Source organism: Caballeronia glebae, from assembly GCF_001545035.1.
Taxonomy (GTDB): Bacteria; Pseudomonadota; Gammaproteobacteria; order Burkholderiales; family Burkholderiaceae; genus Caballeronia; species Caballeronia glebae.
Genome location: NZ_FCOJ02000067.1, coordinates 22,643 through 36,731, shown reverse-complemented (window position 1 = coordinate 36,731; position 14,089 = coordinate 22,643). Strand labels below are relative to the sequence as shown.

Sequence of the window (14,089 nt, the reverse complement as noted above, 5' to 3'; positions counted from 1 at the left end):
GCGGCGGACTGCAGGCCGGCGACCTGTTGATGCTCGTCGCGGTCGGCATCGGCGCGCTCGGTTACGCGGAAGGCGCGCGGCTCGCACGTCAGATGGGCGGCTGGCAGGTGATCTGCTGGGCGCTCGTGCTCTGCGCGCCGATCTTGCTGCTGCCGGTCGGCTGGCTCGCGTGGGCGCAATTGTTCGGCAGCCACGCGACGCACCCCGAGCCGCTCGCGCTCAAGACCTGGCTCGCGTTCGGCTACGTGACGCTGTTCTCGCAATTCATCGGCTTCTTCGCGTGGTACGCCGGACTCGCGATGGGCGGCATCGCGCGCGTCGGGCAAGTGCAACTGCTGCAAATCTTCTTCACGATGGCGCTATCCGCGCTCTTTTTCGGCGAGCACGTGAGCGCGTCGACGTGGCTGTACGCGGCCGCCGTCATCGTGACGGTCGTGCTTGGCCGCAAGGCCACCGTGCGCGCCGCGCCGCAACCGGCGGCGGTCGCCGCCGCCACGACGCACGCAAGATGACGCACTCGCGCGATAATTGCGCATTGCAGTTCCTCCGCCCAGACGCAAAAACTCGCGGTTCGCGCTGCGAGGGACATAACCCCAGAGACAATCGAGGCATTTCATGAATCAAGCCGATCTCCGCGCCACGCCGTGGCAACTCTCCGAACGCGCACGCAAGCTCACCAGTTCGGCGATTCGCGAAATCCTGAAGGTCACGGAGCGGCCGGAAGTCATTTCCTTCGCGGGCGGCCTGCCCTCGCCCGCGACGTTTCCCGTCGAGGAAATGCGCCACGCGTCGGAGCGCATCCTGCGCGATCAGCCCGCCGCCGCGCTTCAATACAGCGCCACCGAAGGCTACATGCCATTGCGCGAGTGGGTCGCGGCGCGCTACTCGGTGAACGGCGCGCATATCCGTGCGTCGCAGGTGCTCATCACGACGGGCTCGCAGCAGGCGCTCGATCTGCTCGGCAAGACGCTCATCGATCCGGGCAGCCGCGTGCTGGTCGAAACGCCCACTTATCTCGGCGCGCTGCAGTCGTTCTCGCTGTTCGAACCGCACTACGCGCAAGTGCCGACCGATGAATCGGGCCTGATCCCCGAGGCGCTCGACGCCGCGCTCACCGCGAACGCGCGCCTCCTCTATGCGCAGCCGAACTTCCAGAATCCGACCGGCCGCCGCCTGCCGCTCGAACGCCGTCGCGCGCTCGCCGCGTTCGCGCAGAAGGCATCGTTCCCGGTAATCGAGGACGATCCCTACGGCGCGCTCGACTACGCGGGCGCCCCGCTGCCCACGCTCTTGTCGATGTCGCCCGATCACATCGTGCATCTCGGCTCGTTCTCGAAGGTGCTGGCGCCGGGCCTGCGCGTGGGCTACATCATCGCGCCCGAAGAATTGCACTTCAAGCTCGTGCAGGCCAAGCAGGCTACCGATCTGCACACGCCGAGCCTTACGCAACGCATCGTGTACGAAGTGATCAAGGACGGCTTCCTCGACACGCACGTGCCCAAGATCCGCGCGCTCTACCGCGATCAATGCGAGGCGATGCTCGACGCGCTGGAACGCCACATGCCCCCGGGCGTCGAATGGAACCGGCCGGAAGGCGGCATGTTCGTGTGGCTGAAGCTGCCGAAGCACATCAACACGATGAAGCTGCTTGAGCAGGCGATCGCGCAAAACGTGGCCTTCGTGCCGGGCGGCCCGTTCTTCGCGAACGAAGCCGAGCACAATACGATGCGTCTCTCGTTCGTGACGGTGCCGCCCGCCACGATCGACGAAGGCGTGGCGAAGCTCGGCGCGCTGATCCGCGCGAGCGTCTGATTCTTCGAGCCGCGCGGACGGACTTCGCGCGCGTTCACCCAGTTTCCAGTTACGAGGAGCAACCGATGACATCGAACGTATACGACAAGCTGAAGGCACTCGGCATCGAACTGCCCGTCGCGGGCGCGCCCGCCGCCGCTTACGTGATGAGCGCGCAGAGCGGCAACACGGTGTATCTCTCCGGACACATCGCGAAGAAGGAAGGTAAGGTGCATGTCGGCAAGCTCGGCGACAACATCTCGACCGAAGAAGGCAAGGCTGCGGCGCGCAGCGTCGCCATCGACCTGATCGCGACGCTGCACGCGCACGTCGGCGATCTGAACCGCGTGAAGCGGATCGTCAAGGTAATGAGCCTCGTGAATTCGACCTTCGATTTCACCGAGCAGCACATCGTCACGAATGGCGCGTCCGAATTGATCGCTGAAATTTTCGGCGATGCGGGCAAGCACGCGCGCTCGGCGTTCGGCGTCGCGCAGATTCCGCTCGGCGCGTGCGTCGAGATCGAGTTGATCGCGGAAGTCGCGTAAAGCACATAAGGCGCGCCTTCCGTCGCCCTTCAAGCGAAACCCGACGCGCTCACGCCGTCGGGTTTTTTTGTGTCCTGCCCCAACTCCTCACGCTCATGTCCTCGCGCACCGTTCAGTTCAAACAGGTCGATGTCTTCACGCCGGTTCCGTTCAAGGGCAATCCGCTCGCGGTGATCTTCGACGCCGAAGGCCTCACGACGCAGCGCATGCAGGAAATCGCGCGCTGGACCAATTTGTCGGAGACGGCGTTTCTCATGCCGCCGACCAATCCGCGCGCCGACTATCGCGTGCGCATTTTCACGACGGCGGTCGAATTGCCGTTCGCCGGGCATCCGACGCTCGGCAGTGCGCACGCGCTCATCGATGCTGGCTACACGCCGAAGACGCCCGGCCGGCTCGTGCAGGAATGCGGCATCGGACTCGTGACGCTCGCCGAGCGCGGCAACGTCGATGGCGGCGAGTGGGCGTTCGCCGCGCCGCCCGCCGCCATCGCGCCGCTGTCCGACGCGCAAAGCGAGCGCCTCGCCGCCGCACTCGCGCCCGCCGTAATCGATTTCAGCGCGCCGCCCGCCGCCGTCGACAACGGTGCGCCGTGGCTCGTCGTGCGCGTGGAGGATGCGGCGCAGTGCCTCGCGATGTCGCTGCGCGGCGCGGCGCGCGAGTCGCTTGCGACGCTGGTCGCGGATGTGGGCACGCACGGCATCGCCGTGTATGGCCCACACGAAGCCGGCGAACCCGCGACCTTCGAACTGCGCGTGATCCTGCTCGGCGCGGAAAACATCGAAGATCCGGTGACGGGCAGCGCGAACGCCGCGCTCGCCACCCTGCTGCGCGCGCAGGACCAGCGGCCAGGCCAGAGTTTCACCGTGCGCCAAGGCACGGCGCTCGGCCGCGAAGGCCGCGTGAGTATCGAATACGACGACGCGGGCGACGGCGCACCGATCTGGATCGGCGGTGCTTCGGTAACTGTGATCGACGGCACATTCCGTATCTGAAACAATGACCTACGTGCTGCGCGAGGCCGCGCGTATACCCCCAAGCGCCGCCCCTTTCTTAATTTTGGTGGCTTCGCTACTATCTGAACAATCGGGGATCGGAACGCAATGACGGTTCACATCGGCAAACGACAGGCGTCGTGAGAGAGTGAACCGCTCGCGCCGCAGCGCAAACGTATGCATTTAATGACACCGAATGCTCGCCGTCTCGCTCATGCCGGGCTTCGGGCGCTGCTGCAGGAAACGGCTCGCGAAACGGCCGTCGCGCGCGCTCTTGACGTTGATCGAGATGTGGATCGGCTCTCGGAGAAAGCATCCGCCGATCATCCGCTGCGCGCCGCGCACGGTATATTCACTCGTTTCGGTCGAACGCCTCAAAACATGCATCGCTTCATCCCACTCGCGCAGTTCGCAGCATGCAAGGCGCCAGGCGACAGCGCGCTGACGGACGCCCCATGAAGCGCACGCGCTCCCATGCCTTCTCCGACACCATCTTCGGCGCGCCGTCGGTGCGGCGCCGGCGCGCGCTTCTCGCGATTCCCGTGCTCGGCACCTTCGTGCTCGTGCTTCTGTGGGCGGTGATCTTCGCCCGGCTCTCGGTCGAGCGCGAAGCGACCACGCATGAATCGATGGCGTCCGCCGCCATTCTCTCGTCGGCGCTCGAACAACACACCATCAAGGCGATCCATCAGGTCGACCAGATCACGCGCTTCGTCAAATACGAGTACGAGAAGTCGCCCGACAACTTCGATCTGGTCGCAACTGTCGAGAAAGGCGTCGTGCAGAGCGACACGCTGGTGCAGGTTTCGCTCATCGACGAATACGGGACGTTGATTGCTAATACTTCCGATCCGCATCCGAAGCCGATCGATCTCTCCGATCGCGAGCACTACAAGGTCCACGCGCATTCGAACGACGATCTGCTCTACATCAGCCGCCCGGTGCGCGGTCGCGTGTCCGGGCTCTGGACGCTGCAGATCACGCGGCGGCTCAATCATGCCGACGGCTCGTTCGCGGGCGTCGTGGTCGTGTCGGAAGACCCGGCGTATTTCACGAACGACTTCTACAACGTCGCGTCGATCGGGCGCGAAGGCGTGATCGCGGTCGTGTCGGACAACGGCTCCGTGCTCGCGCGCAGCACGGGCGGCAGCCTCGCCGAGAGCGCCGCCGCGAATACCGCCGCGAGCGCCGCGGCGAAAGGCAATGCGCACAGCGCCCCGGGCGATCGCGCCCACGCCGCGTTCAGCGCGACCGGCGTGTATCCGACGACCGACCATGCGTCGGGCATCTACGTCGATCCGATCGATCACGTGAAGCGCATCATGTCGTACCGGCATATCGACGGCTATCCGCTCGGCGTGCTCGTCGGCCTCTCCGAGCGCGAGGAGATGATCGACTACAACCACACGCGCAACGTCTATCTGCTGATGGCGAGCTTCATCTCGCTCGCGATGCTCGGCTTCTTCGCGGTCGCGACGGGTCTCATCGGCAAGCTGCTCGGGCGCGAGCGCGAGATGACGCATCTCGTCGAATACGATCTGCTCACAGGCCTGCGCAACCGTTACTCGACGCTGCGCGCGCTCAGGCTGGACGTGGCGCAACCGGAGAACATCGGGCGGCTCGCGCTGCTGTTCATCGACCTCGACAACTTCAAGACGGTGAACGACACGCTCGGTCACAACGCCGGCGACATCGTGCTGCAAATGACGGCCTCGCGGCTCGCGGAAACAGTCGGGCAAAGCGGCACGCTCTCGCGCATCGGCGGCGACGAGTTCGTGGTCGTCGTGAAGGGCGACGATGTCGAGCAGCGCGCGGTCACGCTCGCCGACGATATCTCGACGATGTTCGCCACGCCCTTCGACGTGCGCGGCAGCGCGTTCGTGCTGCATGCGAGCATCGGCATCGCACTCTTCTCGGTGTCGAACGAGAGCGAGATCGATCTCTTGAAGAAGGCCGACCTCGCGATGTACAGCGCGAAAGACGCCGGCCGGAACTGCTATCAGTTCTATTCGCCGCAGTTGTCGCATCGCGCGGACCATCTCATGAAGTGGGAACAGCAACTGCGCGTCGCGTTGACGGAGCAGCAACTCTTCCTCGTCTATCAGCCGAAGATCGATCTGACGCGCCGCTGCATTACCGGTTTCGAGGCGCTGGTGCGCTGGAATCATCCGCAGCACGGTCTCATTCCGGCGAACGAGTTCATACCTGTGGCGGAATCGACCGGACTGATCGTCGCGGTCGGCGATTTCGTAATCCACACCGCGTGCAAGGAGCTCGCGCAATGGCAGCGCGACGGCTATACGGGACTTTCGCTCGCCGTGAACATCTCGGCCGTGCAGTTCTGGCGCGGCGACTTGCTGGAGACGGTCGCGCGCGCGATCGAGACGAGCGGCATTCCGCCCGACAAGCTGGAGCTCGAAATCACCGAAACCGTGATGGTCGAGTATCCGGAACTGGTGCAGGAGAAAATCGTCGCGCTGAAGCGCCTGGGCGTGCGCATCGCGCTCGACGACTTCGGCACGGGATACTCGTCGTTGTCGTATCTGAACCGCTTCTCGGTCGACACGTTGAAGGTAGATCGCTCGTTCATTCAGGCGATTCCCGAAGACCGCAGCGTGTGCGTGATGGTGTCGGCAATCGTCAATCTGGCGCGCTCGCTCGGGCTGACGGTGGTCGTCGAAGGCACGGAGCGCGAGGAGCAGATCGCGTGGCTCGCCGCGCTCGGCCCGGTGGAAGCGCAAGGCTTTCTGTTCTCGCGTCCGGTTCCGGCGGATGGCGTGCAGGCGCTGCTCGATCGCTTCGGCGTGTGCGGATGGCCGCGCGGACAATCGCCCCGTTCGATCAAAGGCGAGGGATCGGAGACGCCGAGCACCGCGCTCACCGACGAGCGCGGCGGTTGAATCAGAAGCCGCGCGACAACACCGCCGTGCCGATCGTCACGACGCCCAGCACCAGGTTGATCACGACGAGCCGTCTCACGGTGCCGACCGCTCGCGCGCCATCGGGCCAGTTCTGAGCCTGCACCGCGCGGCGAATGCGCGGAAACACGGCGAAGCGGATATGACCGAAGATCAGCATCATCACGATGCCGAGACCGGCCATGGCGTGCAGCGTCCACGCCGCGTGGCCGCCGCCGAATTCCATGAGCAGGAAGCCGCCCGTGAGCAGAATCACGATCACCGAGGCGCCCACCCAGTTGAAGAAGCGCGCGAAGACCGATTCCCAAAGCGGCAGGCGCATCTGCGGCGTGAGATCGCCGAGCGCGGGACGCAGGCAGAAATGCGCGAAGACCATTCCGCCTATCCAGACGGCGACGCCGAGCAAATGCAGAAAAAGCGCCGCTTCGATGGCTTTGTTCATTGTGTTCCCGAGCTCGATTCGTTGACTGAAGTTCGGCCGTTCGACTAAGTCAGCGCACGTCAGTTCCACATCAGTTTCGCATCAGGTCAAATCGGCTTGAGATAACCCCGTAAAAAAACGCCTCGCCGCTTGTTCGCGACGAGGCGTTTTTATCGATGATGTCCGCACGCGCGATGCCGTTATATCGGCATCGCCTCATGCGGCGTCGAGGTTCATCCCTCGAAGACCGGCCGCAAATCCGTCACCTTCAACGACGAATCCGGCGCACGCCCCTTCCTCGCGCGCTTGCCCAGATGCAGTTGCAATTGCGATCCGCTGAGCTTCTCGTCCTTCGCCTTGCCGCCGCGACCGGTGCCGATCATGACCACGCCGCGCGCATCGATCGCGAGCGCCTGACGCAGCGTTTCCTTCGCATCGAGGCCCATCAGGATGACGCCGCGCCCGCCGCCCGACAGCGTCTTCATCTCGTCCATGCCGAAGACGAGCAGCTTGCCCGCGCTCGACAGGCACGCGACATAGTTCGCGCCGGGGATAACCGGCATCGGCGCGAGCGGCGCCGCGCCTTCATCGATGGTCATGAACGACTTGCCGGCCTTCTGGCGGCTCACCATGTCGCCGAGCTTCGCAATGAAGCCGAAGCCGTTGCTCGACGCCAGCAGCAGCGGCTGATCCGCATTCGCCGCGAAGTAATGCAGCAGATGCGTGCCCGATTCCAGCTCGATCAGCGACGTTACCGGCACGCCGTCGCCGCGTCCGCCCGGCAAGACCGCAACCGGCACCGAATACACGCGCCCCTTGCTGCCCCACGCGACGAGCGAATCCGGCGTGCGCGCCAGGAACGCCGCGTAGAGGCCATCGCCCTGCTTGAACGTGAAGCCCGCCGGATCGAGCCCGTGGCCCTTCAGCGCGCGCACCCAGCCCTTTTGCGACACAACGACCGTCACCGGTTCGTCGACGACACGCGTCTCGAACGTCGCGCGCTTTTCCTGCTGGATGAGCGTGCGGCGGTCGTCGCCGTATTGCTTCGCGTCCGCTTCGATTTCCTTGATGAGCACGCGCTTCATCGCCGCGTCGCTGTTGAGCAGTTCTTCGAGCCGGGCCTTTTCATCGCGCAAGTCGGACAACTCCTGCTCGATCTTGATTGCTTCCAGCCGCGCCAACTGACGCAGACGGATTTCGAGGATGTCCTCCGCTTGCCGGTCGGAGAGATTGAAGCGCGCGATTAGCGCCTGCTTCGGCTCGTCGGACTCGCGAATGATGCGAATGACTTCATCGATATTCAGGAAGACGATCATGCGTCCTTCGAGAATATGAATGCGGTCGTTGACCTTGCCGAGGCGATGCTGCGTGCGCCGCGTCACCGTGACGAAGCGAAAGCCGATCCACTCGTGCAGGATCTCGACGATGCCCTTCTGACGCGGCCGGCCATCCGCTCCGATCATCACGAGGTTGATCGTCGCGTTCGATTCGAGGCTCGTATGCGCGAGCAGCGAATTGACGAACTCGGTCTGATCGAGGCGGCTCGACTTCGGTTCGAACACGAGCCGCACGGGCGCGTCGCGGCCGGACTCGTCGCGCACGGCGTCGAGAAGCGCGAGCATGGACTGCTTGGTCTGCACTTGCTCGGGCGTGAGCGTCTTCTTGCCGAGCTTGATCTTGGGGTTGGTGAGTTCCTCGATTTCTTCGAGCACTTTCTGGCTCGACACGCCCGGCGGCAATTCGGTGATGACGACCTGCCACTGCCCGCGCGCCAGTTCCTCGATCTTCCAGCGTGCGCGCACTTTCAGGCTGCCGCGTCCGGTCTCGTAGGCGGCCGAGATTTCCGCCGGCGAGGAAATTATTTGCCCGCCGCCGGGGAAATCCGGCCCGGGCACTTTCTCCATCAAACCGGCGTGGCCGATCTTCGGATCGCGGATCATCGCGACCGCGGCCTGCGCGACTTCGCGCAGATTGTGCGACGGAATCTCGGTCGCGAGGCCCACCGCGATACCCGACGCGCCGTTCAGCAACAGGAACGGCAAGCGCGCGGGCAAGCGCTTCGGCTCTTCGAACGAGCCGTCGTAGTTCGGCATGAAATCGACCGTGCCCTGATCGATTTCATCGAGCAAAAGACGCGCGATCGGCGTGAGGCGCGCTTCGGTGTATCGCATGGCCGCGGCGCCGTCGCCGTCGCGCGAGCCGAAGTTGCCCTGACCGTCGATGAGCGGATAGCGCATCGAAAAGTCCTGCGCGAGACGCACGAGCGCGTCGTACGCCGATTGATCGCCGTGCGGGTGATACTTGCCAAGCACATCGCCGACCACGCGCGCCGACTTAACCGGCTTCGCGCCGGACGCGAGGCCCATCTCGCTCATCGCGTAGAGAATGCGGCGCTGCACGGGCTTTTGCCCGTCGCAGACATCGGGCAGCGCGCGGCCCTTCACCACGCTCACCGCGTAGTCGAGATAAGCGCGCTCGGCGTAATCGCCGAGCGTCAGTTGTTCGCCGTCCGGTGCTGCCTGTTCGGCGAAGAGATCGTCTGTGATTCCCATCGAATATCCGTGTTAATGCGTTCGCGTCAGATGTCCGCTTCGACTTCGTTACCCTTCTCTTCGAGCCAGCTTCGGCGCGATGCCGCTTCGCCCTTGCCCATCAGCATGGTCATGCGCGAAACGGTGAGATCGAAGCCGAGGTCGCCGAGCGCGACCGGCAGAAGGCGGCGCGTGTCGGGGTTCATCGTCGTGTCCCAGAGCTGCTCGGCGCTCATTTCGCCGAGACCTTTGAAGCGGCTGATGGTCCATGCGGTTTCGCGCACGCCGTCCTTGCGCAGCTTGTCGAGGATCGCTTCAAGTTCGCCTTCGTCGAGCGCGTAAAGCTTCTGCGCGGGCTTCTTGCCGCGTGCGGGCGCATCGACGCGGAACAAGGGCGGACGCGCGACGCACACGTGAGAGCGCTCGATCAGCTGCGGGAAATGCTTGAAGAAAAGCGTGAGCAGCAGAACCTGAATGTGCGCGCCGTCGACGTCCGCATCGGAGAGAATGCAGATCTTGCCGTAGCGCAGATTCGACAGATCGATCTTCTCGTCCGGACCGTGCGGATCGACACCGATCGCCACCGCGATGTCATGCACTTCGTTGTTCGCGAAGAGCCGGTCGCGTTCCGTTTCCCAAGTGTTCAGCACCTTGCCGCGCAACGGGAGAATCGCCTGGAACTCCTTGTCGCGGCCCATTTTCGCGGAGCCGCCCGCCGAGTCGCCTTCGACGAGGAACAGTTCGTTGCGGGCGATATCGGTCGATTCGCAATCGGTGAGCTTGCCCGGCAACACGGCGACGCCCGAGCTTTTCTTCTTCTCGATCTTTTGGCCGGCACGCGTGCGCGCCTGCGCCTGACGGATCACGAGTTCCGCGAGCTTCTTGCCGTACTCGACGTGCTGATTGAGCCACAACTCCAGCGCGGGACGCGAGAACGACGACACGAGCTTCACCGCGTCGCGGCTATTGAGACGTTCCTTGATCTGCCCTTGAAATTGCGGATCGAGAACCTTCGCGGACAGCACGAACGACACGCGCGCGAACACGTCTTCAGCGAGCAGTTTCACGCCCTTCGGCTGCAGGTTGTGAATCTCGACGAAGTTCTTCACCGCCTGAAACAGGCCGTCGCGCAAGCCGGATTCGTGCGTGCCGCCCGCGGGCGTCGGAATCAGATTCACATAGGATTCGCGCAGAAGCGGCCCTTCCTCGCTCCACGCGACGACCCACGACGCGCCCTCGCCTTCCGCGAAGGTTTCCTCGGTGTTCTTCGAGCTTTCGGCATAGCGCTCGCCTTCGAACAAGGGGATCAGCAATTCGCTGCCGCCCATGCCTTCGAGCAGATAACCGCGCAGGCCGTCTTCGTATTTCCAGGTCTGACGCTCGCCCGTCTTCTCGATGATGAGCGCCACTTCGACGCCCGGCAGCAGCACGGCCTTCGAACGCAGAAGACGCTGCAACTCGCCGAGCGGCAGATTCGCGGAATCGAAGTACTTCGGATTCGGCCATGCGCGCACGCGCGTGCCGCTTTTCTTCGCGCCGCGTTCGGCCGCGCGCGTGGTGAGTTGTTCGATGACGTCGCCATTGGAAAACGCGAGTTGCGCGACTTTGTTGTCGCGCCAGACGGTCACTTCGAGACGCGTCGCGAGCGCGTTCGTCACCGAGACGCCCACGCCGTGCAGACCGCCCGAAAACGTATAGGCGCCACCCGCGGCTTTATCGAACTTGCCGCCCGCGTGGAGTCGCGTGAACACGATCTCGACCACGGGCACGCCTTCTTCCGGATGCATGCCGAACGGAATGCCGCGACCGTCGTCCTCGACCGACACGGAGTTGTCGTTGTGCAGCGTGACGATGATTTGCTTGCCGTAGCCGCCGAGCGCTTCGTCGGAGGCGTTGTCGATCACTTCCTGAATGATGTGCAGCGGATTCTCGGTCCGCGTGTACATGCCGGGCCGCTGCTTGACCGGCTCCAGGCCCTTGAGCACCTTGATCGATGCTTCGCTGTAGCCGGCTGCCTTGGCGTTCATGACGAGGCGTTGGCCCCGTTCGGTGCCTGTCGCCATTGCGCTGCATTTTTTCGTGGACATAGTTGAACGTTGATCCGGCTCTCGGACGCTTGCGGGGACATGCCACGACGCGACGCCCGATCTGCCGGCAAATGCTTGATGTTGTGCCTGGCCGGATGCCTTGAAAGCGAGGCGGGAAACCGCCCGCCGATCCGAGCCGCGCTAGGAGAATAGCGGTTTTCGCCCGCCGCGCCCACCTCGGTGCGATAAAACGCGCCACATGCACGGCCGCTCACGCATGATTCGCGTTCACGCATTCGACCCATGCGCGGCCCGCGAAAACGCTTACTTGCGCTTCGCTTCTAGCTCTTCCCAGCGCTCAAGTGCGACGAGCAATTCCTCTTCGATCGCCGCGTGGCGCTCGGAAAGACGCGTGCCTTCCTTCGCGTCCTTGGCAAAGATCGAGCCGTCTTCGAGCTGCGCGCCGATCGCCTTCTGCTCGTCTTCGAGTTCGGCGATACGTCCCGGCAGCGCTTCCAGTTCACGCTGCTCCTTGAACGACAGCTTCACCGTGCGCTGCGCATTGCGGCCCGCCGCGCTGTCCTTCGGCGCGTCGTCTTTCGGCGTTTCCTTCGCGGTCTGCCGCGCCGCCTCTTCCGCGATGCGCTCCGAACGTTCGCGCTGAATCTGCCAGTCCGAAAAACCGCCGACATACTCGCGCCACTTGCCGCCGCCCTCCGCCGCGAACACCGACGTCACGACGTTGTCGAGGAACGCGCGGTCGTGGCTCACGAGCAGCACGGTGCCGTCGTAGTCGGACAGCAGTTCTTCGAGCAGTTCGAGCGTCGGGATGTCGAGATCGTTGGTCGGTTCGTCCAGCACGAGCACGTTCGCGGGCCGCGCGAAAAGGCGCGCGAGCAGCAGCCGATTGCGCTCGCCGCCAGAGAGCGATTGCACCGGCGAACGCGCGCGCTCGGGCGCGAACAGGAAGTCGCCGAGATAGCTCATCACGTGCTTCTTCACGCCGTTCACTTCGACCCATTCGCTGCCGGGGCTGATGGTGTCGGCGAGCGATTTGTCGAGATCGAGCTGCGCGCGCATCTGATCGAAGTACGCGACCTGAATGTTGGTGCCGGCGCGCACGCGGCCTTCGTCGGGCTGCAGCTCGCCCAGAATGAGCTTGAGCAGCGTGGTCTTGCCCGCGCCGTTCGGGCCGACGAGACCAATCTTGTCGCCGCGCATGACCGTCGCCGTGAAGCCCTCGACGATCGTGCGCGCGCCGTAGCGCTTGGTCACATCGGTCAGTTCGGCGACGATCTTGCCGGACTTCTCGCCCTGCCCGACATCGAGCCTGACATTGCCCTGAACGTTGCGGCGCTCGGCGCGATCGTTGCGCATTTCGACGAGCCGCGCGATACGCCCGACGCTGCGCGTGCGCCGCGCCTCGACGCCCTTGCGAATCCACACTTCCTCTTGCGCGAGCAGTTTGTCGAATTTGTCCTGCTCGATTTTTTCGACTTCGAGCTGTTGCGCCTTCCTCGTCTGATACGCGCTGAAATTGCCCGGATAGGACAGCAACCGTCCGCGATCCAGTTCGACGATGCGCGTCGCCACGCGATCGAGAAACGCGCGATCGTGCGTGATGAAGAGCAGGCCCGTGCGCAACGTGATGAGCAGCTCTTCCAGCCAGCGGATACCGTCGAAGTCGAGATGGTTGGTCGGCTCGTCGAGCAACAGCACGTCGGGCTGCACGACGAGCGCGCGCGCCAGCGCCACGCGCTTTTTCATGCCGCCGGACAGGTCGCCCGCGCGGACGTCGCCGTCGAGGCCGATCTGCGCGAGCGTCGTCGCGACGCGCGTGGGCCAGTTCCACGCGTCGCGCATGTCGAGCGCCGATTGCAGTGCGTTCATGCGCGCGAGCAGCGCGTCGTGCTGCGCGCCTTCGGGTGTGTCGGCGAGCGCGTGCGCGACGGCGTCGTACTCGTCGAGCAAGGCGCGCGCTTCGATGAGACCGGAGGCGACCACATCGAACACGGAGGCGTCAAGATCGAACTCGGGTTCCTGCGGCACGTAGACGGTCGAGAGCTCGCTCTGACGCGTGACGATGCCGTCATCGGGCGCGGCGAGTCCCGCGACGATCTTGAGGAGCGACGACTTGCCGGCGCCGTTGCGGCCGATCAGCCCGACACGCTCGCCCGCTTCGAGCGAGAAGTCGGCGTGGTCGAGCAATGCGACATGGCCGAACGCGAGCTGCGCGTCCGAAATGGAATAAAGCGACATGGGGAAAACCGGATGAATGGCGAAGAATCGGCGGCGAAACGCGGCAACCGATGGAAGCGGCCATTGTACCGGGCGCGGCGCGCGATAACCCGCGGCGCATCCACCACTGGCCGAACGGACGAGGCGCGCAACGCCATCAGACAGGAAGGCCGCCCGGATGCGCTTTCGCTGCGGCCTTCGCTCGTGTCGTATCGAAAGAGCGCGTTACTGCACGTGCACCTTGATCGTCTGGCTCATTTCCGGCCCGTAAGAGCGGTGCGCGCCGTCGCCGAACTGCATCGTCAGCGTGTGATCGCCGGGCGGCAGTTTCACGTCGGCTTCGGTCTGGCCCTTGCCGAAGTGCAGCGACGTGTCGTTCGCCGGAATCACGGTGCCCTTGGGCAACGGCTTGCCATCGATCAGCAGATGGTGATGGCCGGTGCCGTCCGTCATCGTGCCCGCCGGCGCGACCGACATGCCGTCGACGCCGAATTTCACGTGCACGGGACTCGTGACGGTCGCGCCATCCTTCGGCTCGACGAAATAGACGCGCGCCTGCGCATGCGCCGCGCCGGCATACTGCGCGAGCAGGACCGCGCCCGTCAGCATCGCACTCAAGA

General features: G+C 64.5%; 11 protein-coding genes. 5 read left to right on the top strand and 6 right to left on the bottom strand.

What is annotated here, in order from left to right; all coding sequences use genetic code 11:
- From AWB82_RS31070 to AWB82_RS31055, 4 genes are all read left to right on the top strand, one after another.
- Positions 1-512: DMT family transporter (locus tag AWB82_RS31070; protein ID WP_143756930.1), on the top strand; the 512-nt coding region annotated here is incomplete at its 5' end.
- 103 nt (positions 513-615) lie between these two features.
- Positions 616-1,812: an aminotransferase-like domain-containing protein gene (locus AWB82_RS31065; RefSeq protein ID WP_086973133.1), complete on the top strand. Its 1,197-nt coding sequence runs from the start codon at positions 616-618 to the stop codon at positions 1,810-1,812.
- A 65-nt stretch (positions 1,813-1,877) separates the two neighbouring features.
- Positions 1,878-2,339, top strand: coding sequence for a RidA family protein (locus AWB82_RS31060; RefSeq protein WP_086973132.1), 462 nt, complete (start codon positions 1,878-1,880; stop codon positions 2,337-2,339).
- A gap of 95 nt (positions 2,340-2,434) precedes the next feature.
- Positions 2,435-3,334 carry a PhzF family phenazine biosynthesis protein gene (locus tag AWB82_RS31055; RefSeq protein WP_086973131.1) on the top strand — a complete coding sequence of 300 codons (900 nt, stop codon included), beginning with the start codon at positions 2,435-2,437 and terminating at the stop codon, positions 3,332-3,334.
- Positions 3,335-3,517: 183 nt separating this feature from the next.
- Here AWB82_RS31055 and AWB82_RS37785 read toward each other — a convergent pair whose 3' ends face one another.
- Positions 3,518-3,721, bottom strand: a complete 204-nt coding sequence (locus AWB82_RS37785) for a hypothetical protein (RefSeq protein WP_086973130.1) — start codon at positions 3,719-3,721, stop codon at positions 3,518-3,520.
- A 68-nt stretch (positions 3,722-3,789) separates the two neighbouring features.
- Between AWB82_RS37785 and AWB82_RS31045 the strand changes: the two genes are divergently transcribed.
- The gene (locus AWB82_RS31045) at positions 3,790-6,234 is read left to right on the top strand and encodes a bifunctional diguanylate cyclase/phosphodiesterase (RefSeq protein WP_086973129.1); all 2,445 of its coding nucleotides are present in this window, start codon (positions 3,790-3,792) and stop codon (positions 6,232-6,234) included.
- A gap of 1 nt (position 6,235) precedes the next feature.
- On the opposite strand, the gene AWB82_RS31040 is transcribed toward AWB82_RS31045, so the two are convergent.
- The 5 genes from AWB82_RS31040 to AWB82_RS31020 all read right to left on the bottom strand — a co-directional run bounded on the left by AWB82_RS31040 (position 6,236) and on the right by AWB82_RS31020 (position 14,078).
- Complete coding sequence (locus AWB82_RS31040) at positions 6,236-6,694, bottom strand: CopD family protein (RefSeq protein WP_086973128.1); 459 nt, start codon at positions 6,692-6,694, stop codon at positions 6,236-6,238.
- Between the two features lie 212 nt (positions 6,695-6,906).
- A complete protein-coding gene (gene parC, locus AWB82_RS31035; RefSeq protein ID WP_086973127.1) occupies positions 6,907-9,225 on the bottom strand; it encodes a DNA topoisomerase IV subunit A in 2,319 nt (772 codons plus the stop codon).
- Positions 9,226-9,251: 26 nt separating this feature from the next.
- On the bottom strand, positions 9,252-11,231 hold the full coding sequence (locus AWB82_RS31030) for a DNA topoisomerase IV subunit B (RefSeq protein ID WP_086973139.1): 1,980 nt from the start codon (positions 11,229-11,231) through the stop codon (positions 9,252-9,254).
- Positions 11,232-11,555: 324 nt separating this feature from the next.
- Positions 11,556-13,490, bottom strand: a complete 1,935-nt coding sequence (locus AWB82_RS31025) for an ATP-binding cassette domain-containing protein (protein ID WP_086973126.1) — start codon at positions 13,488-13,490, stop codon at positions 11,556-11,558.
- A 204-nt stretch (positions 13,491-13,694) separates the two neighbouring features.
- Positions 13,695-14,078, bottom strand: a complete 384-nt coding sequence (locus AWB82_RS31020; protein ID WP_086973138.1) for a DUF4399 domain-containing protein — start codon at positions 14,076-14,078, stop codon at positions 13,695-13,697.
- Positions 14,079-14,089: the final 11 nt, after the last annotated feature.

Coding starts and splice junctions, on each gene's coding strand:
- AWB82_RS31065 (WP_086973133.1), top strand. CDS start 616: ATGAATCAAGCCGATCTCCGCGCCACGCCGTGGCAACTCTCCGAACGC.
- AWB82_RS31060 (WP_086973132.1), top strand. CDS start 1,878: ATGACATCGAACGTATACGACAAGCTGAAGGCACTCGGCATCGAACTG.
- AWB82_RS31055 (WP_086973131.1), top strand. CDS start 2,435: ATGTCCTCGCGCACCGTTCAGTTCAAACAGGTCGATGTCTTCACGCCG.
- AWB82_RS37785 (WP_086973130.1), bottom strand. CDS start 3,721: ATGCATGTTTTGAGGCGTTCGACCGAAACGAGTGAATATACCGTGCGC.
- AWB82_RS31045 (WP_086973129.1), top strand. CDS start 3,790: ATGAAGCGCACGCGCTCCCATGCCTTCTCCGACACCATCTTCGGCGCG.
- AWB82_RS31040 (WP_086973128.1), bottom strand. CDS start 6,694: ATGAACAAAGCCATCGAAGCGGCGCTTTTTCTGCATTTGCTCGGCGTC.
- parC (WP_086973127.1), bottom strand. CDS start 9,225: ATGGGAATCACAGACGATCTCTTCGCCGAACAGGCAGCACCGGACGGC.
- AWB82_RS31030 (WP_086973139.1), bottom strand. CDS start 11,231: ATGAACGCCAAGGCAGCCGGCTACAGCGAAGCATCGATCAAGGTGCTC.
- AWB82_RS31025 (WP_086973126.1), bottom strand. CDS start 13,490: ATGTCGCTTTATTCCATTTCGGACGCGCAGCTCGCGTTCGGCCATGTC.
- AWB82_RS31020 (WP_086973138.1), bottom strand. CDS start 14,078: ATGCTGACGGGCGCGGTCCTGCTCGCGCAGTATGCCGGCGCGGCGCAT.